18 protein-coding genes are annotated in these 18,296 nt (G+C 72.6%); 12 read left to right on the top strand and 6 right to left on the bottom strand.

What is annotated here, in order from left to right; all coding sequences use genetic code 11:
• Positions 1 to 12 precede the first annotated feature (12 nt).
• Together CYQ11_RS21430 and CYQ11_RS21425 are read left to right on the top strand one after the other, a co-directional pair.
• On the top strand, positions 13 to 885 hold the full coding sequence (locus CYQ11_RS21430; protein ID WP_099201213.1) for a DUF4097 family beta strand repeat-containing protein: 873 nt from the start codon (positions 13 to 15) through the stop codon (positions 883 to 885).
• Positions 885 to 1,856: a PadR family transcriptional regulator gene (locus CYQ11_RS21425; protein WP_099201214.1), complete on the top strand. Its 972-nt coding sequence runs from the start codon at positions 885 to 887 to the stop codon at positions 1,854 to 1,856. The genes CYQ11_RS21430 and CYQ11_RS21425 overlap by 1 nt, the downstream gene beginning before the upstream one ends.
• A 63-nt stretch (positions 1,857 to 1,919) precedes the next feature.
• On the opposite strand, the gene CYQ11_RS21420 is transcribed toward CYQ11_RS21425, so the two are convergent.
• The 3 genes from CYQ11_RS21420 to CYQ11_RS21410 form a co-directional block, all read right to left on the bottom strand.
• Entirely contained in the window at positions 1,920 to 3,305 is a 1,386-nt protein-coding gene (locus CYQ11_RS21420; protein WP_099201215.1) for a glycoside hydrolase family 5 protein, read from the bottom strand.
• 7 nt (positions 3,306 to 3,312) lie between these two features.
• Positions 3,313 to 4,275 carry a zinc-binding dehydrogenase gene (locus tag CYQ11_RS21415; protein WP_099201216.1) on the bottom strand — a complete coding sequence of 321 codons (963 nt, stop codon included), beginning with the start codon at positions 4,273 to 4,275 and terminating at the stop codon, positions 3,313 to 3,315.
• Between the two features lie 334 nt (positions 4,276 to 4,609).
• On the bottom strand, positions 4,610 to 5,824 hold the full coding sequence (locus CYQ11_RS21410) for an NAD(P)-dependent malic enzyme (RefSeq protein ID WP_099201217.1): 1,215 nt from the start codon (positions 5,822 to 5,824) through the stop codon (positions 4,610 to 4,612).
• Between the two features lie 598 nt (positions 5,825 to 6,422).
• Here CYQ11_RS21410 and CYQ11_RS21405 point away from each other — a divergent pair.
• The 4 genes from CYQ11_RS21405 to CYQ11_RS21390 all read left to right on the top strand — a co-directional run bounded on the left by CYQ11_RS21405 (position 6,423) and on the right by CYQ11_RS21390 (position 10,424).
• Positions 6,423 to 7,388 carry an ABC transporter substrate-binding protein gene (locus CYQ11_RS21405; RefSeq protein WP_099201218.1) on the top strand — a complete coding sequence of 322 codons (966 nt, stop codon included), beginning with the start codon at positions 6,423 to 6,425 and terminating at the stop codon, positions 7,386 to 7,388.
• Between the two features lie 555 nt (positions 7,389 to 7,943).
• Positions 7,944 to 8,837, top strand: a complete 894-nt coding sequence (locus CYQ11_RS21400; protein ID WP_099201660.1) for an amino acid ABC transporter permease — start codon at positions 7,944 to 7,946, stop codon at positions 8,835 to 8,837.
• A complete protein-coding gene (locus CYQ11_RS21395) occupies positions 8,834 to 9,595 on the top strand; it encodes an amino acid ABC transporter ATP-binding protein (protein ID WP_099201219.1) in 762 nt (253 codons plus the stop codon). Before CYQ11_RS21400 ends, CYQ11_RS21395 begins: the two co-directional genes overlap by 4 nt.
• Before the next feature lie 187 nt (positions 9,596 to 9,782).
• Positions 9,783 to 10,424 carry a CGNR zinc finger domain-containing protein gene (locus CYQ11_RS21390; RefSeq protein WP_099201220.1) on the top strand — a complete coding sequence of 214 codons (642 nt, stop codon included), beginning with the start codon at positions 9,783 to 9,785 and terminating at the stop codon, positions 10,422 to 10,424.
• On the opposite strand, the gene sodX is transcribed toward CYQ11_RS21390, so the two are convergent.
• A complete protein-coding gene (sodX, locus tag CYQ11_RS21385; protein WP_181143872.1) occupies positions 10,316 to 10,780 on the bottom strand; it encodes a nickel-type superoxide dismutase maturation protease in 465 nt (154 codons plus the stop codon). The two genes, CYQ11_RS21390 and sodX, sit on opposite strands and share 109 nt — an antisense overlap.
• A gap of 150 nt (positions 10,781 to 10,930) precedes the next feature.
• On the opposite strand from sodX, the gene sodN reads away from it, so the two are divergent.
• The 4 genes from sodN (at position 10,931) to CYQ11_RS21365 (ending at position 13,480) form a co-directional block, all read left to right on the top strand.
• A complete protein-coding gene (gene sodN, locus CYQ11_RS21380) occupies positions 10,931 to 11,326 on the top strand; it encodes a superoxide dismutase, Ni (protein WP_099201221.1) in 396 nt (131 codons plus the stop codon).
• 235 nt (positions 11,327 to 11,561) lie between these two features.
• Entirely contained in the window at positions 11,562 to 12,038 is a 477-nt protein-coding gene (locus CYQ11_RS21375) for an SRPBCC family protein (RefSeq protein ID WP_099201222.1), read from the top strand.
• Between the two features lie 32 nt (positions 12,039 to 12,070).
• On the top strand, positions 12,071 to 12,694 hold the full coding sequence (locus tag CYQ11_RS21370) for a DUF3592 domain-containing protein (protein ID WP_146104724.1): 624 nt from the start codon (positions 12,071 to 12,073) through the stop codon (positions 12,692 to 12,694).
• Between the two features lie 120 nt (positions 12,695 to 12,814).
• A complete protein-coding gene (locus tag CYQ11_RS21365; protein ID WP_099201224.1) occupies positions 12,815 to 13,480 on the top strand; it encodes an HAD family acid phosphatase in 666 nt (221 codons plus the stop codon).
• Positions 13,481 to 13,495: 15 nt separating this feature from the next.
• Here the strand turns inward: CYQ11_RS21365 and CYQ11_RS21360 are convergent, their stop codons facing one another.
• On the bottom strand, positions 13,496 to 13,759 hold the full coding sequence (locus tag CYQ11_RS21360) for a GlsB/YeaQ/YmgE family stress response membrane protein (protein WP_099201225.1): 264 nt from the start codon (positions 13,757 to 13,759) through the stop codon (positions 13,496 to 13,498).
• Between the two features lie 142 nt (positions 13,760 to 13,901).
• Here CYQ11_RS21360 and CYQ11_RS21355 point away from each other — a divergent pair, with 142 nt between their 5' ends.
• Entirely contained in the window at positions 13,902 to 14,354 is a 453-nt protein-coding gene (locus CYQ11_RS21355; protein WP_240003573.1) for an ArsR/SmtB family transcription factor, read from the top strand.
• Positions 14,317 to 16,860, top strand: coding sequence for a magnesium-translocating P-type ATPase (gene mgtA / locus CYQ11_RS21350; protein WP_099201226.1), 2,544 nt, complete (start codon positions 14,317 to 14,319; stop codon positions 16,858 to 16,860). The genes CYQ11_RS21355 and mgtA overlap by 38 nt, the downstream gene beginning before the upstream one ends.
• A gap of 27 nt (positions 16,861 to 16,887) precedes the next feature.
• Here the strand turns inward: mgtA and CYQ11_RS29685 are convergent, their stop codons facing one another.
• Positions 16,888 to 18,252 carry a hypothetical protein gene (locus CYQ11_RS29685; RefSeq protein ID WP_181143734.1) on the bottom strand — a complete coding sequence of 455 codons (1,365 nt, stop codon included), beginning with the start codon at positions 18,250 to 18,252 and terminating at the stop codon, positions 16,888 to 16,890.
• Positions 18,253 to 18,296 lie beyond the last annotated feature (44 nt).

Genomic DNA, 18,296 nt, shown 5'->3' with positions numbered 1-18,296 from the left:
GAGGAGGCCGGCATGCCGGACCAGTCGGAGTGGTCGCTCGCCACACCACAGAAGCTCACCTTCGACGCGCCAGTCACCGATCTGAGCGTGCGCATCGTCGGCGGCACGGTCAACGTCGTGGGAACGGACAGCGGGCCCGCACGGCTGGAGCTGACCCGGATCGACGGCCCGCCGCTGCTCGTCAGCCACAAGGCGGGCGTCCTGACCGTCGGCTACGAGGACGTGCCGTGGCAGAACTTCCTCAAGTGGTTCGACCGCAAGGGCTGGAAGCGCACCGCCTCCGCGACCCTGACCGTGCCCACCGCGACGCGCGTCGAGGTCGGCGTCGTCAGCGCCACCGCCGTCGTCTCCGGCATCGGCGGCGCGACCGAGGTGCGCGGCGTCACCGGCGACACCACACTGGTCGGCGTCACCGGAGCCGTGCGCGCGGAGACCGTCTCCGGGGGGCTGGAGGCCCAGGCCCTCGGCGGGGACCTGCGCTTCGGCTCCGTCTCCGGCGACCTCACGCTCATCGAGAGCTCCGGCGGTACGGTCAAGGCCGACTCGGTGAGCGGCGACATGACGCTCGACCTGGCCGCCCTGCCGCCCTCCGACGCCTCCCGCCCGGCCGTCGCCCTCAGCAGCGTCTCCGGTGAGATCGCCGTACGGCTGCCGCACTCCGCCGACACGGAGGTCCACGCCAACACCACCAGCGGCAAGGTCTCCTGCGCCGTCGAGGGCCTGCGGGTCGAGGACCAGTGGGGCGCCAGGCGCATCACCGGCACGCTCGGCTCGGGACAGGGCCTGCTCAAGATCACCACCGTCTCCGGGGCGGTCGCGCTGCTGCGCAGGCCGCCGGTCCAGGACGCTCCCGCCGGCGCCCCCGCTCAGGGAAAGGTCCTCTGATGCCTCCTGTCTTCGCCCACGGCCGGCTGCGGCTGTACCTGCTCAAGCTCCTCGACGAGGCGCCGCGCCACGGCTACGAGGTGATCCGCCTCCTGGAGGAGCGCTTCCAGGGCCTGTACGCGCCCTCCGCCGGCACCGTCTACCCCCGGCTGGCCAAGCTGGAGGCCGAGGGGCTGGTCACGCACGCCACGGAGGGCGGGCGCAAGGTGTACTCCATCACCGATGCCGGGCGGGCCGAACTCGCCGACCGGCAGGGGGAGCTGGCCGCGCTGGAACTGGAGATCCGCGACTCCGTCGCCGCGTTGGCCGCGGACATCCGCGAGGACGTGCGGGGGGCGGCGGGTGACCTGCGGCGCGAGATGCGGGAGGAGGCGCTGCGGGCCCGCGCGGACGCCGCCGGCGCGGCCGCACCGGGCGGGGCGGGGCCGTACTTCACGGGCGCGAAGGAGGAACTGCGGCGCGCCAAGGAGGAGTTGCGGGAGCAGGCACGACGGGCCAAGGAGGACAGCCGGCGCGCCCGGCAGGAGGCCCAGACCGCGCGGCGGCAGGCCTGGCAGGCGCAGGAGCATGCCCGGCAGGAGGTGCGGCGCATCACGGAGCGGGTCCAGGAGCAGGTGCGCGAGCACACGCGGCAGGGCGACTGGCCGACCGGGCTGGTGGAAGGCGTCAGCGCGCTGGCGCAGGAGCTGGGGGCGCTGGCGGGGGCGGGGGCCGGTGGTTCCGGTGGTTCCGGTGGTTCCGGTGAGAACGGGTCCGGATCCGCTTCTGGTTCCGACGCCGGCGCCGGTGCTGGCAGTCGGCGTGACGCCGTGCGCGATCTGGACCGGATGCTCGACCGCTTCCGCGACGACGTGCGTGACGTCGCACGGGACCACGGGCTGACCGGCGATCAACTGGTGGCCGTCAAGGGCCACTTGGTGGATGCCGCCGCCCGCATCCATGCCGTCGTACGGGGTGAACGGCTGGGCTGACGCCGTCCCGGCCCGGCCCCTCACGCCATCGTCGTGAGGGGCTCCGTCCGGCTGCCCGTGTCCTCAGCCTGTCGCCACCACCGTCACCGGGTTTCCCTTCAGCGCCTTGACGTGGATCGTCCGCCTCGTGTCGGGGCCCACCTCCGTCACGTCGGCCCTCGCCCCGCCCGTCACGCGGACGCGCCAGCCCGTGGGCGACGGCGGCAGCGTCACTTCCGTCACCCCGGCCGGGCGGGGCACGTACTCCAGGCGGTACGTCTCCCGCTCGCCGGACTCGTACGTCGTCGTTCCCGCCACCGCGCTCGCGAAGGGCCTGGCCGTCCGCTGCTTGTTCGGGCGGTACCGGCCGTCCTGGTCGAGGGCGCAGTAGCCGCCCCCGTAACACCACTGCCAGCCCGCCCAGCCGGAGGCGTAGCGGCTCAGAGAGGCGAGGGCCTCCTCGTAGAAGCGGCCCATGTTCGGCAGGGAACTGTCGAGCGGGCCCCACTCGCCGACGACGACCGGCAGGTGGTGGGCGCGGGGGTAGTGGACGATCGCCGCCTCGTACGTCCGCAGCCAGCCGGACGCCGGGTCGTAGTCCCGGCCCGCCTCCATCGCGGCGTTGTAGAAGTGCGGCGCGTAGACGACCTTGGGGTCCTCGACGCGGCCCAGGCCCGTGGGTCTGCCCTCGCCCGCCGCCGGGGTCGGCTCGACGAACAGCCAGTGCCGCCGGTCGACCTCCCGGATCGCCCGGGCGATGCGGTTGTACATGGGCGTGATCTGCGTGGCCTCGATGCGGCGCGCGGCCTCGAACATGTCCTCGCCGGGACGCATGCGGCCCATCGGCTCGTTGATCAGGTCGTAGCCGAACACCGCCGGGTGGCGCGCCAGGCGTTCCGCCAGGACCCGCCACATCCGGGTCTGTGCCCGGCGCAGGTCCTCGTCCTCGTAGAGGTGCTGGAAGGCGGCCTGGACCGCGGGCTCGAAGTACTCCGCGAACCAGTCGTCCGGGTGGGTGCGGTAGGGCAGGCCGTCCGTGCGCGTCGCCCAGGCCGGGATGCCCCGGTGGCCGCCGAAGGCCGGGCCGTAGACGTCCTGGTGGGCGTCGATCACGACGCGGACGTGATGGAGCCGGGCCCAGTCGAGGACCCGTTCGACCTTGCGGAGGTAGCGCTCGCTGTAGTGGCCGGGGCGGGGTTCGAGGTCGTCCCAGAAGACCGCCAGACGGGCGAAGTTGAAGCCCTTGGCCGACAGGTCGCGCACGGAACGCTCAGTGATGTCCTCCAGCGCCCGCTCCCCCTGGTGGTCCTTGTCCGCCAGGTTCCAGCCGCGCAGGGTGAGGGCGCGGCCGTGCTCGTCGGTGAGGCGGGGGATGCCGGGATCCGTGCGGGCGTGGGCCGTCGGTGCGAGGAGGGCCAGGACAGCGGTTACGGCGAGGAACGCCGCCTTGCGCAAGCGTCTCTTCGGCATCCGTCGTTCATACCGTCAGCACCACCTTGCCGAACAGATCGCCGCTGGACATCTTTTCGAAGCCCTCGCGCGCCCGGTCCAGGGGCAGGACCGAGTCGATCAGCGGGCGCACGTCCTTGGTCGCGCAGAGGCTGAGCAGGTCCGCCAGCTCCTCCTTGGTGCCCATCGTCGAGCCGACGACCTTGAGCTCCAGGAAGAAGATGCGGTTCAGTTCGGCGGCGGGCGGGTTCGGGCCGCTGGTCGCGCCGGAGATCACGAGCGTGCCGCCGGGCTTGAGGGACTTGACCGAGTGCGACCAGGTGGCCGCGCCGACGGTCTCGATCACGGCGTCCACACGGTGCGGCAGGCGGGCGCCGGGCTCGAACGCCGCCTCCGCACCCAGTTCCACCGCGCGCTTGCGCTTGGCCTCGTCGCGGCTCGTGGTGAAGACCCGGAGGCCCGCGACGGCGCCGAGGACGATCGCCGCCGTGGCGACTCCGCCGCCGGCGCCCTGGACCAGGACGCTCTGGCCGGGGCGCACGTCCGCGTTGGTGAACAGCATCCGGTAGGCGGTCAGCCAGGCCGTGGGCAGGCAGGCGGCCTCCTCGAATGAGAGCCCCGCGGGCTTGGGCAGCACGTTCCAGCTGGGGACCGAGACACGCTCGGCGAACGTGCCCTGGTAGCGCTCGGTGAGGATCGAACGGGGCTCGTCGGGGCCGACGCCGTGGCCGGTCTGGCCGATGACGGAGTGGACGACGACCTCGTTGCCGTCCTCGTCCACGCCGGCCGCGTCGCAGCCGAGGATCATCGGCAGGACCTTCTCGCTGATCCCCACGCCGCGCAGCGTCCACAGGTCGTGGTGGTTGAGCGTGGCGGCCTTGACGTTGACGGTCGTCCAGCCGGGCCGCGCCTCGGGCTCGGGGCGCTCCCCCAGCACGAGTCCGTTCAGCGGCTGGTCCCGGTCGATGCGTGCGGCGTAGGCGGCGAACATGATCCGAACCTAGCCCCGGGGGACGCGGCGGGGGAACCGGGTGGGGATGTGACACGCGCCGCGTCCGGCGGCCACTGCCGCAACGGTCGTATCCCGAGGAGGAAGCCTCCTGGCCGGCCCCCGGCGCGGGGCCGGAGCCGGCTTCGTGCGTTCGTACGACCGCAGCGGGGGGGACGCTCATGCGTCGCTTGTGCCGCGGTCACCGGCGCGGTGGCGTGGTGGGGCCGCGGCGGCCGCGCGGGTGGCGGGGCGGGCGCGGAAAGAGGCCGGAACCGGCGAGGGGCCGGCCCGGGCCTTCGTGGTCCGGTCCGGCCCCCCTACGGGCTCCGTGGCGTCAGCGGCGGGCGACGCCGTCGGCGCGCGCCGCGGCCGCGACGGCGGCCGTGACCGCCGGGGCCACCCGCTCGTCGAACGGCGAGGGGATCACGCAGTCCGCGCTCAGCTCGTCCGCCACCACGGCGGCCAGCGCCTCGGCGGCCGCGAGCTTCATGCCCTCGGTGATGCGCGAGGCGCGCACCTGGAGGGCGCCGGCGAAGATGCCAGGGAAGGCGAGCACGTTGTTGATCTGGTTCGGGTAGTCGCTGCGGCCCGTCGCGACGACGGCCGCGTACTTGTGCGCGACGTCCGGGTGGATCTCCGGCGTGGGGTTGGCCATGGCGAAGATCAGGGCGTTCTTCGCCATCTTCGCGACCGCCGACTCCGGGACCGTACCGCCGGAGACGCCGATGAAGACGTCCGCGCCGTCCAGCGCGGTCTCCAGCGGGCCGGTGAGACCAGCCTTATTGGTGAAGCCCGCGAGCTCGCGCTTGACGTCGGTGAGGTCCTCGCGGTCCCCGGAAACGATGCCCTTGCGGTCGCAGACGGCGACGTCGCCGATGCCCGCCTCGACCAGGATGCGGGCGATGGCCACGCCGGCCGCGCCCGCGCCCGAGATCACCGCGCGCAGTTCGCCGAGCGTACGGCCGGTGAGCTGCGCGGCGTTGCGCAGGGCGGCCAAGGTGACGACGGCGGTGCCGTGCTGGTCGTCGTGGAAGACGGGGATGTCCACGCGCTCCTGGAGCCGGCGCTCGACCTCGAAGCAGCGGGGCGCCGAGATGTCCTCCAGGTTGATGCCGCCGAAGGAGGGCGCCAGGCGGGCGACGGTGTCGACGATCTCGTCCACCTCGCGGCAGTCGAGGGCGATCGGCACGGCGTCCACGCCGCCGAACTGCTTGAAGAGGATCGCCTTGCCCTCCATGACGGGCAGGGACGCCTCCGGCCCGATGTCACCGAGCCCGAGGACGGCGCTGCCGTCCGTGACGACCGCGACGACCTGCGACTTCCAGGTGTAGTCGTGGACGAGTTCGGGCTGCTCGGCGATGGCGCTGCACACCTTCGCCACGCCGGGGGTGTAGGCCAGGGACAGATCGTCCCTGTCCCGCACCGGGACGGTCGCCTGGACCGCCATCTTGCCGCCTCGGTGCAGCGCGAAGGCCGGATCGAAGAGCTCTTCCCGAGAGCCTTCGTCCGGGCCGTTGTCGCTGCGAGGATTCACGATCTCCGCTGCCACTGTTCTTTGACCCCTTTGTCGAATTACTGATCGAGGGTAACCGTCCGAGGATGCGGGACGGGTCGGGCACGTGTCCGTGACCCGGCCGGCGGATGGCCGTCGGTCGACGGGCGGTACGGACACCGGGCACGCCGCACACACGCGCCCTGAGCCCCGGGTGAGGGGTGTGACTGGCTTTTCTACCGGATGGCGCTACGGCCGACGAGTGAGTTCCCGGGCTGTTCGGCATGGCGGTCGTCACCTTGGCGCCACGATGGAAGAAAAACCATGCCAAAGAGGTGCCGGAGGGACCGGAAGTCCATGGAGTGAGACAAGAGGGACGTGACCTGGGTCTCGCACCGGGCCCGGATGCGGGTGGAAGCCGCCGTCTTCCGGGCGGGAAGCGCCCCGGTACGGCAGGGGGATCACCCGTTATCCGATTTTGACATGGCTGGCCCCCCGAATGGGGCAGTCCGGATGGCAAGATGCGCGGAACGCACGAGGTCGCGGCCCACGAAGAAGTGTGCTGCGGCCCTCGGCTCTGTCCGCGTTGTGCTCGTGATCCCGTGATTTTCATGTGAACAGTCGGCTATCCCCTCGATCGCAGGAGGAACCAGCAATGACCGCAAGCACCACCCCCCGCCCGGCTGCCGCCAGGAGTCGTTTGGCCGCTGCCGGCGCGATCGCGGTCGCCGGCGCCCTGCTGCTGACCGGGTGTGGCGACCAGCGTGACAAGACCGGCAACGAGGCCGGTCAGTCCGCGCAGGGCAACCAGGCGCCCCTGTTCGGCAAGCTGCCGAAGAAGATCCAGGACTCCAAGGTCATCAAGGTGGGCTCCGATATCGCCTACCCGCCGGTGGAGTTCAAGAAGGACGGCAAGGTCGTCGGTGTCGACCCCGACATCGCCGCCGCGCTCGGCAAGCAGCTCGGCGTGAAGGTCGAATTCAACAACGGCACCTTCGACAACCTCTTGACCGGTCTGCGTTCCAAGCGTTACGACATCGCGATGTCCGCGATGACGGACACCAAGGACCGCCAAGAGGGCGTTGACTCCAAAACGGGCAACAAGGTCGGCGAGGGCGTCGACTTCGTCGACTACTTCAACGCCGGTGTCTCGCTCTACACGAAGAAGGGCGACACCAAGGGCATCGGCTCCTGGGACGACCTGTGCGGCAAGAAGGTCGCGGTGCAGCGCGGCACGGTCTCCCACGACCTCGCCAAGGCCCAGTCCGACAAGTGCGAGAAGGACGACAAGGACAAGATCAGCATCGAGGCCTTCGACACGGACCTCGAGGCGCAGACCCGGCTGAAGGCCGGCGGCGTCGAGGCGGTGTCCAGCGACTTCCCTGTCGCGGCCTACGCGATCAAGACCTCCGGCGGCGGCAACGACTTCGAGTCGGTCGGTGAGCAGGTGGAGGCCGCCCCGTACGGCATCGCGGTCGCCAAGGACAACACCCAGCTGCGGGACGCCCTCAAGGAGGCGCTCGACGCGATCATCAAGAACGGTGAGTACGACAAGGTCGTCCAGACCTGGGGCGTCGACGCGGGCGCCATCAAGGAAGCCAAGGTCAACGGCGGTTCCTGACCCCTCCGCGGTCCCCCCTCACCCTCTCCTCCCACCCTCCTTGTCTTCCTTTCCTCGTATGGAACGCTGAAAGGCACCCCCGTGACTTCTTCCCCCGACAAGCCCGACAAGGCAGAGCCTGCCGGCGAGTCCGACAAGACGACGCCCGCGGACGACTCCGGCAAGGCCGCCTCCGCCGAGGGCTCCGGCACGACGGAGCCGGCCAAGGACTCCGCCGGGACCGGCTCCTCCGCCGACTCGGGCAAGGCCGAGCCCGCCGAGGGCTCCGACGAGGCGAAGGCCGCCGACGAGGCGAAGCCCGAGCCCGCCGAAAAGGCCGAAAAGACTGCGAAGGCCGACGCGGCCGACAAGGCCGACGAGCCCGCCGACAAGGCCGACGAGCCCGCAGCCGCCGGCGAGGACGACCCGTCCGAGAAGGCCGACGAGCCCGCGCCCGCCGACAAGCCGGGCAAGGGCGAGAAGGCCGCCAAGGCCGAGAAGGCCGAGAAGCCCGCCAAGGCCGACCTCTCCAAGGACAAGGCGGCCGGCAAGGGCAAGCCCGCCCCCGCCTCGTCCGTGCCCGACGCCATCAAGGCCATCCCGGTCCGGCACTACGGGCGCTGGGTCTCCGCGGTCGTCGTCCTGGCCCTCCTCGGCCTGCTGGTCAACGCCTTCGCCTCGGCGAACGTCCACTACAGCGCCATCCCGGACTACCTCTTCGACTCCACCGTGATCTCCGGTCTGGGCAAGACCGTCCTGATCTCGGTCCTGTCGATGGTGCTGGGCCTGGCACTGGGCATCGTCCTGGCCGTGATGCGGCTGTCGAAGAACCCGGTGACCTCGTCGGTCTCCTGGCTGTACATCTGGTTCTTCCGGGGCACCCCGGTCTACGTCCAGCTGCTGCTGTGGTTCAACCTCGCGCTGATCTTCCCGTACATCAACCTCGGCCCGATCTACCGGGACGAGATGAGCGACTTCATGACCCCCTTCATGGCCGCGCTGCTCGGCCTGGGTCTGAACGAGGCCGCCTACATGTCCGAGATCGTCCGGGCCGGCATCCAGTCCGTCGACGAGGGCCAGACCGAGGCCGCCCACGCGCTGGGCATGAGCCAGGGCAGGACGCTGCGCCGCATCGTGCTGCCGCAGGCCATGCGGGTGATCGTGCCGCCGACCGGCAACGAGTTCATCAACATGCTCAAGACCTCGTCGCTGGCGGCCAGCGCGGCCCAGTACCTGGAACTGCTGCGGTCCACCTCCGACATCGGCCAGACCACCGGCGCCACGGTCGAGATGCTCTTCCTCGCCGCCACCTGGTACCTCATCCTGACCAGCGTCTTCAGCGTCGGCCAGTTCTACCTTGAGCGGCACTACGCCCGCGGCTCGCTGCGCACGCTGCCGCTCACCCCCTTCCAGAAGATCAAGAAGAACCTGGCGTCCTTCAGCCGTCAGTCCGGAGGTGTCAGCGCATGAACGCGATGGTGAAGGCCGAGGGCGTCCACAAGTCCTACGGTGCCGCGCACATCCTCAAGGGCATCGACCTGGAGGTCGCCCCGCGCGAGGTGTTCTGCCTCATCGGCCCCTCGGGCTCGGGCAAGTCCACCTTCCTGCGGTGCATCAACCACCTGGAGCAGATCAACGCCGGCCGGCTGTACGTCGACGGCGAGCTGGTGGGCTACCGCCAGCAGGGCAACAAGCTGTACGAGCTCAAGGACAGCGAGGTCGCCCGGAACCGCCGTGACATCGGCATGGTGTTCCAGCGCTTCAACCTCTTCCCGCACATGACCGCGCTCGCCAACGTCATGGAGGCGCCGGTGCAGGTGAAGGGGGAGAGCAAGGCCGTGGCCCGGGAGCGGGCCAGGAAGCTGCTCGACCGCGTCGGCCTCGCCGACAAGGCCGACAACTACCCCTCCCAGCTGTCCGGCGGCCAGCAGCAGCGCGTCGCCATCGCCCGCGCGCTGGCGATGGAGCCGAAGCTGATGCTCTTCGACGAGCCGACCTCGGCCCTCGACCCGGAGCTCGTCGGTGACGTCCTCGACGTCATGCGGGACCTCGCCGAGGAGGGCATGACGATGATCGTGGTCACCCACGAGATGGGCTTCGCCCGCGAGGTGGGCGACTCGATCGTCTTCATGGACCAGGGCGTCGTCGTCGAGTCGGGACACCCGCGCGAGGTGCTGACCAACCCGCAGCACGACCGGACCAAGGCGTTCCTGTCGAAGGTCCTCTGACCGGACACGACCGAGGGGCGGTACGGGCATCACGCCCGTACCGCCCCTCGGGCAGTTCCGCTCACCGTGCCGGGGGTGTCCGACGCCCGGTGCCTTCCGTTCGCAGCGCCATGTAATACCCTCGAAGCAGAATCGGTCATTACTGATCGATGGCAGTGATCTCAGCCCCGCTGCGTAAGGACCCCAAGTGGAACTGGCCTATTACTCGGACTATGCCGTGCGGCTGGTCAACACCGAGCAGCCCGCCCGCGGCACCGACGCGCTCACGTCGCTCGACGCCGTGCGCGCGCTCCTCGGCCCGGAGTCGCAGGCCGCCCGCCGGCTCGTCGACGGCGACCTCACCCGCCTGCGCTCGGTCCGGGGCCGGCTGCGCACGGTCTTCGAGGCCGCCTCGGAGGGCGACGAAGTACGGGCGGTGGACCTGCTCAACGCGCTGCTGATGGAGTTCCCCGTCAGCCCGCAGATCTCCGGCCACGAGTACCGGGACGAGGACGGCCGCCCCAAGTGGCATATGCACATCGCCGACCACGCCGCCAACGCCGGTGCCGTCTACACCGCCACCGCGAGCATGGGCCTGGCCGTGCACCTGACGGAGTACGGCGTCGACCGGCTCGGCATCTGCCAGGCGCCGCCGTGCCGCAACGCCTACCTCGACACCTCGACCAACCGCTCGCGGCGCTACTGCTCCGACCGCTGCGCGACCCGCGCCAACGTCGCCGCCTACCGCGCCCGCAAGCGCCGCGAGAGCGAACGCCCGGCGGAGCCGGCCACCCTCACCGGACGCACGGCCGAGGCGGCCCAGGACAGCAGCGCCCCGGCCGACCGCTGACCGGCCCCGGGCGGCGGCCGCAGCCGCAGCCACGCCCGGGCCACCACGAACTCGTCCGGCACGGCGCCGAACTCGCGGCTGTCGTTCTCCACCAGGGGGTTGTCCCCCATCACCCACCAGCCGCCCGCGCGCCGCTCCACGGCGCGCTTGACGATCAGCAGGTCCTGGCGGAACGGATGCCGCATCACGACCACGTCACCCGGACGCACGACGGCCCCGTACCGCACCACCAGCTGATCCCCGGGGTTCAGCGTCGGGACCATCGAGGGGTTGTAGACCTCGGCGAGCCCGATCCGCAGCAGTCCCCGACGCTCGCGGTCCAGCTCCTGCCCGCGCTCGTCCACCTGCTCCTGCACCACGGCACCTCCGTGTCCTCACCTCGGCCGGTCCTCGGGTCCCAGCGTGACACCGGACTTTTGACCTAAGCGCCCCGGGGCGCCCGAGAAAAGCCTTCCCGCACCGAGTAATCTCGCACCTGAGAAGACGATCACGAGGAAGGACAGCACATGCTTTCCCGCCTGTTCGCCCCCAAGGTGAAGGTCAGCGCGCACTGCGACCTGCCCTGCGGCGTGTACGACCCGGCCCAGGCCCGCATCGAGGCGGAGTCGGTCAAGGCCGTCCAGGAGAAGTACCAGGCCAACGAGGACCCGGCCTTCCGTTCCCGCGCGATCCTCATCAAGGAGCAGCGCGCGGAGCTGGCCAAGCACCACGTCTCGGTGCTGTGGAGCGACTACTTCAAGCCCCCGCACTTCGAGAAGTACCCCCAGCTGCACCAGCTGGTCAACGACACCCTGAAGGCCCTGAGCGCCGCCAAGGCCTCGACGGACCCGAAGACGGGCGAGAAGGCGCTGGAGCTCATCGCCGAGATCGACCGCATCTTCTGGGAGACCAAGAAGGCCTGACCGCGGCTCAACCCGCCGGTCGCGGGGGTCTTCGCCGTACGAAGCCCCTTTTGTCCGCACCCGGTCCGCAGGACTCCGCCCACGGAGTCCGTCGCGGGCCGGGTGCGGTCGTCTTCCGGCGGGCGGATCGCGGGAACAAGCCACCTCGGGCGAATACGCGTTGATATGGATCGTCCGAGATAGCAAGATCACCAAGTGTCCGGCACGAACCGACACCGCCCCAGGAGTCCGCGTCATGCGCATCGAGGTCACCCTGCCCGTCAATGACCCCGCTCGTCCCGACCAGCCGCGGCTCGACCGCGCCCAGGTCTGGGACGGGCTGCTGCGCAAGGCCGAGTACGCCGTGCCCTTCGTGCCCGGCATGACCGAGTGCACGGTGCTCGAACGCCGCGAGAACGGGCTGGTGCGCGAGGTCGTCGTGGACGGCGAGCGCATCACGGAGGAGGTCACCTTCGAACCGCCCCTGCTGGTCAGCTTCTTCCGCCGCGACGACCGGGCCAGCTGGGTCATCCGCAACCGGATAGGCGAGGACGCCGCCGGCTCCCTGACGCTGACGTTCATCGGTGACATGCCCCACCCGGCCACCCCCGGCGCGACCGCGGCCGAGGGCCAGAGCCGGGAGGAGGTCCTGGAGGAGATGCGGGCCCGGACGCTGGAGACGGTCCGCAACACGCTGGAGGTCATCCGGCGGACGGCGACGGCCGGCTCGTGATCGTCTACCTGTTGCCGGCGATACCCGGCCTCATGACGCTCGGCGCACTCGCCATGGTGGCCGGGGCCGTGCTGCGCCGACGGCGCCTCAAGGCCGCCTGGTCCGGCGGGATCGCCGTGCAGGGGCGCTGCCTGCGCACCTACGTGACCACCACCGTGTGGCGGCGCGGGCACCACGAGAGCGCGTCGAGCTCGCTCAGCCACGTCTACGAGTTCACCGACCAGGACGGGCGCACCAGGCGCTTCGAGGAGGACGGGCGCGGGACGGTCTTCGAGGGCGACGCGGTCGTCGTCCGGTATCCGCCGGGACGCCCCGACCGGGCCACCGCGCTGGAGCCCGACGATCCGCGGGCCCGGGCGAAGACACGCCTGCAGATGGGCTTCGGCGTGTTCGCCACGCTCCTGTGCGTCGCGGCGACCGCCGTCTTCCTCACGGCGACCTCCGTCTTCCAGTCCGCGAAGGACGAGGTGGACGACTTCCGCAAGCGCCCGCCGGCGGAACAGCGGCAGGAGCCCCGCCAGCCGTCGGCCACCGGCTGGCCCGCCGAGCTGCCCGCGCCGCCCGTGACCCTGCCCACGGACCTGCCGGTGCCTCCTGGCCCGCCCATGCCCTCGGACCCGCCGATGCCCCCGGGGTTCCCGGCGAAGCACCCCTGACCTCCGGCGCCCGCCGCCGGTACGCCGCCCCCGTCTCCGGGGCCACCCGCCACTCACGCGACACGCGCGCGTCGGCACGGCGTCACTTGCCGGCCACTCCTGATCGTGAGCATGCCAGGCATGAGCCAATCGATCAGGACGCGACGCGTCGCCTCGGCCGTCCTCACCGCCACCGCCGTCACCGCGCTCACCCTGAGCACGGCAGGAACGGCGGGGGCGGCGGGGGCGGCGGGGGCGGCAACAGAGGCCGCCCCGCGGCACACCTCCGGCACCGCCGGGCTCAAGGGCGTCGACTACGACACCTGGCAGCGCGACGTGCGCGCCGTCGTCGCCCAGGCGACCCCCTACGTCACCGAGCGCACCGCCGGGACCGCCGCCGACGGCCGCAAGCCGGCCGTCGTCCTGGACATCGACAACAGCTCGCTGGAGACGGACTTCCACTGGACGACCTTCCCCACGCCCGCCATCCGGCCCGTCCTGGAGCTCACCCGCTACGCCCACGCGCGCGGCGCCGCCATCTTCTTCGTCACGGCCCGTCCGGGCATCCTCGACTCCGTCACGGAGTGGAACCTGCGTCAGGTCGGCTACCCGGTCAGCGGTCTGTACGTGCGCCACCTCCCGGACCTCTTCCAGGACGTGAGCACCTACAAGACCGCCAAGCGGGCGGAGATCGAGGCGCGGGGCTACACGATCGTCGCCAACATCGGTAACCACACCACCGATCTGGTGGGTGGGCACGCCGAGCGGACCTTCAAGCTCCCCGACTACGACGGCAAGCTGTCCTGACCGCTCAGGCCGGCCTCAGTGCCGGGCCCTGGCCCGGTCGACGGCGACGACCCCCAGGGCCGCCAGACCGATCTGGATGAGCCATTCGATCCAGTCGACGCCCTTGGTGTCGTCCACGCCGAGCGCGTGGGCGATGAGGGCGCCGACGAGGGCCGCCGCGATGCCGATCAGGATCGTCGTGAACACCCCGATGTGCTGCCGCCCGGGCACGACCAGGCGACCGAGGACGCCGATGATCGCCCCGATCACGATCGCACTGATAATTCCTGAGATTTCCATGATCTCCCCCTTGCGACCGGTTCCTGTCGATACACCTGCCCAATGCCCGGTGGGTGCATGTCAGGCCGTCCGCCCGATCCGGGGTGCCTAGACTGGGGCCTTCCCGGGCGGAAGGACGCCCGATGGGGACGGGAGAGGGACAGTGACGGCAGGCGTCAGGGGCTTCGAGAGCTTCGAAGAGCCTTTCGACGGCTCGTGCGACCCGTCGGCGGAGGTCCTGGCCGAGGCCGCCGCCGCGTTCGGCCTGCTCGCCTCGTCCGCCCGGCTGCACCTCGTCTGGGCGCTGGCCCAGGGCGAGAGCGACGTGAGCGGGCTCGCCGAACGCGTCGGCGGCGCGCTGCCCGCGATCAGCCAGCACCTGGCGAAGCTGAAGCTCGCGGGCCTGGTGCGGTCCCGGCGCGAGGGACGCCGGGTGGTGTACCTGGTGGACGACCCCGACGTGGTGACCATCGTGCGGCTGATGGTCGGCCAGCTGGCCGACCGGCGGGCCGGGACGGCCGACGGCGGCAAGGGCGGCGGCCGGACCGCCCCGGGCCGCACCGCCCAGGCGGACGTCGGTGCCGGGGCCGGACGCCTCCGTGGTCTGGGCGCCTGAGGCCCGTACGGCCCCCGGCCCGGGCGGCGGCACCACCCTGGAGGTCCTGCGCGCCCTGGAGAGCGGGCCGCGCGGGCTCACCGAGGCGGAGGCGGAAGCCCGCCTGACCCACCACGGCGAGAACGTCTTCGCGGGCCGGCGCCCGGCCTCCTGGCCGCGCCGCTTCGCGCGCAGCCTGCGTGACCCCTTCACCGCCGTGCTCCTCGGCCTCGGCCTGGTCTCGGCGGCCGTGGCCGCCTGGGGCACCGCCTGCGTCATCGCCGCGCTGGTCACGGTCAGCGGCGTCCTGCGCGCCACCGGCGAGCACCGCGCCGACCGCTCGGCGGCCGCCCTGCGCGACCTGGTCGCCACGACGGCCACGGTGCGCCGCCGCGCGACAGCGTCCGCGCCGCCCACGGCCCGTGAACTGCCGGTCGACCAGCTCGTCCCCGGAGACGTGGTGCTGCTCGCCCCCGGCGACCTGGTCCCGGCCGACCTGCGGCTGCTGCGCGCGACGGGGCTGTCCGTGCACGAGGCCGCGCTGACCGGCGAGTCCGCGCCGGCCGCCAGGAACGCCCAGGACCCCTGCCTCCAGGGCGGCAGCGTCGTCTCCGGCACCGGCAGCGGCGTGGTCGTCGCCACCGGCCGCGACACGGTGCTCTCCGGCGCCCTTCCCACGCCGCGCCACCGCAGCGCACCCGGCCCCTTCCACCGCTCGGTCAACGGCATCGCCTGGACGCTCATCCGCTTCATGCTGCTCGTCGCGCCCCTGGTGGTGATCGCCGGCGCGCTGCTGCGCGGACGGGGCCTGGAGACGCTGCCGTTCGCCGTCGCCGTGGCCGTCGGGCTGACGCCCGAGATGCTGCCCGTCATCGTGACCACCGCGCTGGCGCGCGGGGCCGCGCTGCTCGCGCGGGACCGCGAGGTGATCGTGCGACGGCTGCCCGCCCTGCACGACCTGGGCGCGGTGGACACTCTCTGCGTGGACAAGACGGGCACCCTCACCCAGGACCGGCCCGTCGTCGCCCGCGCCCTCGACGCGGACGGCCACGACGACCCGGACGTCCTGCGCTGGGCCGCCGTCAACGCCCTGTGGACCGTGCACCTGGCCGAGCTGCCGGTGCCGGACGCCCTGGACGAGGCGGTCCTGGACGCCGCCGAGGCGGACGCGCCGGGGTACGAGGCGGAGTACGAGGGCGTCGACGCGCTCCCCTGCGGGCCCGGCCGGCGGCTCTCCACGGCCGTCGTCCGCCGCCCCGGCGACCCCCGCTTCGCCCTCGCGCGGACGCACACGCTCGTCGTCAAGGGCGCGCCCGAGGACGTCCTGGACCGCTGCGCCCTGGCCCCGGCGGAGCGCGAGCGGCTCGTCCACCGCGCCGCGGACCTGGCCGCCGACGGGCTCCGGGTGCTCGCCGTGGCCCGGGCCGAACGGCCCGCGTGCGAGGGCCCGTACACGCCCGCCGACGAGCACGGCCTGACCTTCGCCGGCTTCGTGGCCCTGAGCGACGCCCCCGCCCCCACGGCGGCCGAGGCGCTCGCCGAGCTGGCGCGCCGGGGCGTGGCGGTCAAGGTCCTCACCGGCGACCACCCCGGCACCGCGGCCCGTATCTGCCGCGACCTGGGCCTTCACCCGGGCGCGGTCCTGACCGCCGACCGCCTCGACGCGCTCGGCGACGCGGAGCTGGTCCGCGTCGCCCGCCGCACCACCGTCTTCGCCCGGTGCTCCCCCGAGCACAAGGCCCGCGTCGTCGAGGCGCTGCGGGCCGGGGGCCGCACCACCGGCTTCCTCGGGGACGGCGTCAACGACCTGGCCGCGCTGCACGCCGCCGACGTGGGGATCTGCCCGCGCGGCGGCGTGGACGTGGCGCGGGAGGCGGCGGACGTGGTGCTGGCCTCGAAGGACCTGACCGCGCTGGAACGGGCCATCGTGGTGGGCCGGCGCAGCACCGCGAACATCGGCTCCTACCTGCGGATCACGCTGTCGTCGAACGTCGGCAACGTGATCGCGATGCTGGTGGCCGGGCTGGCGCTGCCGTTCCTGCCGATGCTGCCGGCGCAGGTGCTGACGCAGAACCTGTTCTTCGACGCGGCGCAGCTCGCGCTGGCCTTCGACGACCCGGGGCGGGAGGCCGCCGCCCGCCCGGCGGTGCTGCGGCCGCGGGCGCTGTTGCGCTTCGTGGCGGGGTTCGGGGCGCTGAACGCGGCGGCGGACCTGGCGACCTTCGCGGTGCTGGCCCTGACGGCCGGCGAGGGGCCGTTCCACGCCGGCTGGTTCACGGAGAACCTGCTGACGCAGGCGGCGGTGATGCTGCTGCTGCGGTCGGGGGCGGGGCACGCCCCCGGGCCGCTGCGGTTCGCCGTGGCGGGGCTGGGCGTCGCGGGGCTGCTGCTGCCGGTGTCGCCCGTGGGGGCGGCGCTGGGGATGGCGCCGCTCTCGCCGCTCTGCTACGGGCTGGTGGGCGTGGTGCTGGCGCTGTACGGCGCGGCGCTCACGGTGGCCCGGCGGGGGTGGTTCGGTCCCCGGTGACGGGGGCTCCGCGCCGGGCCCCGGCCGTCACCACCCTCCGCCGCCGAAGTCCCCGCCGCCGCCTCCGAAGTCCCCGCCGCCCCCGCCGTCGCCCCATCCCCCGCCGCCGAAGTCGTCGGAGTTGTAGTCCGAGCCGGTGTAGTCGCCGCCTTCGGGGCCGCCCCCGTCGGGCGAGGCCGCGTAGGCGGGGCCGCTCATCATGCTGCCGAGCATCGTGCCCACCAGCAGCCCCGGCAGCAGGCCGCCGCCGAAGTAGCCGCCGGCCCAGGGCGCGTACGCGGGCCCGGCGTTCCAGTACGGCTGGGGGCCGCCCGCGGTCTGGACCTGGCGGGCCAGCGGCTCCTCGCCCTCCGCCAGCCGGGTGGCGTCCGCCGCGCACGCCGGTACGGTCCGCACCGCGCCGCCCGGGGGCGCCCATTCGACGTCCTGCACGGAGGGCCCGTGGCGCGGGTCGAAGAAGCAGGGCATCCGGCGCTCGGGCAGCGGGGCGCCGGTGCGGCGGGCGGCGAGCGTGGCCAGGGCGAAGCGGCCCTCGTCCAGGGAGGCGGTGACGCCCTCCACCTCCTGCGGCCTGCCGGCCGCGGCCATCTTGGACTTCGCCTCCTCGTACGCGTCCAGCGCCCGCTCGTAGTCGGCCCGCATCGCTTCGGTGGCGCCGGCCTCGGACGGGGAGAAGTCCAGCCGGTCCAGCTCCTCGCCGAACGCCGTGATGTCCTCGTCGACCACCACCCGCAGCGCGTCCAGCTCGGCCCGCTCGCGCTCCTCCCTCTTCCGCCTGGTCCGCCGGTAGAGGGCGTAGGCGCCCGCGCCGCCGGCCACGACGACCGCGCCACCGGTGATCAGCCCGGCCGTCCCGAAGCCCTTGTCCTCCACGCCGCTCCAGGAGCCGGGGGCGTGACCGCGGGCGGTCCGGGCGGCTGCGTCGACGAAGGCGCTCAGCTGGCTGTTCGTGTCCCCTCCGGTGCGCCGGACGGAGCCGACGAGGTTGGAGACGGCGTTGCGGGACATCACCGACCGGTCGGCGGCGGCGTTGAACGCGTCGCCGAGGTGGACGGCGTAGACGCCGCTGATGCCGACCTTGGTGCGCAGGTCGGCGAGGACGGTGGACCTCGGGAACTCGGGGGCGGCGGGCAGGACGGCCACGAAGACGGGCTTGTCCGCGTCCTTGATCTGCCGGGCCAGCCGGTCGGCGTCGGCGGCCGGCAGCTGGCCGGCGGCGCGGGGGTCGACGTAGACGGGGTTCTTGCGCAACGCCTCGGCCACGGTGTCCAGGCCTCCGGCGGCGTGCGCGGGGGCCGGGGCGTACAGCAGCGCGCCGGCCAGCGCGATCAGGGCGGCGACCAGGGCCAGCAGGGGCCTGGGCAGCGCCGGGCGGGTGGCGGTGGCGGACATGGCTGCTCCTCGACTCCCGACGAAAGGGATCTTCTTCACGTTTC

The organism is Streptomyces cinnamoneus (genome assembly GCF_002939475.1).
GTDB classification, from domain to species: Bacteria; Actinomycetota; Actinomycetes; order Streptomycetales; family Streptomycetaceae; genus Streptomyces; species Streptomyces cinnamoneus_A.
The sequence above is the reverse complement of the archived record's forward strand: the minus strand, read 5'-3'. Positions and strand labels throughout refer to the sequence as shown.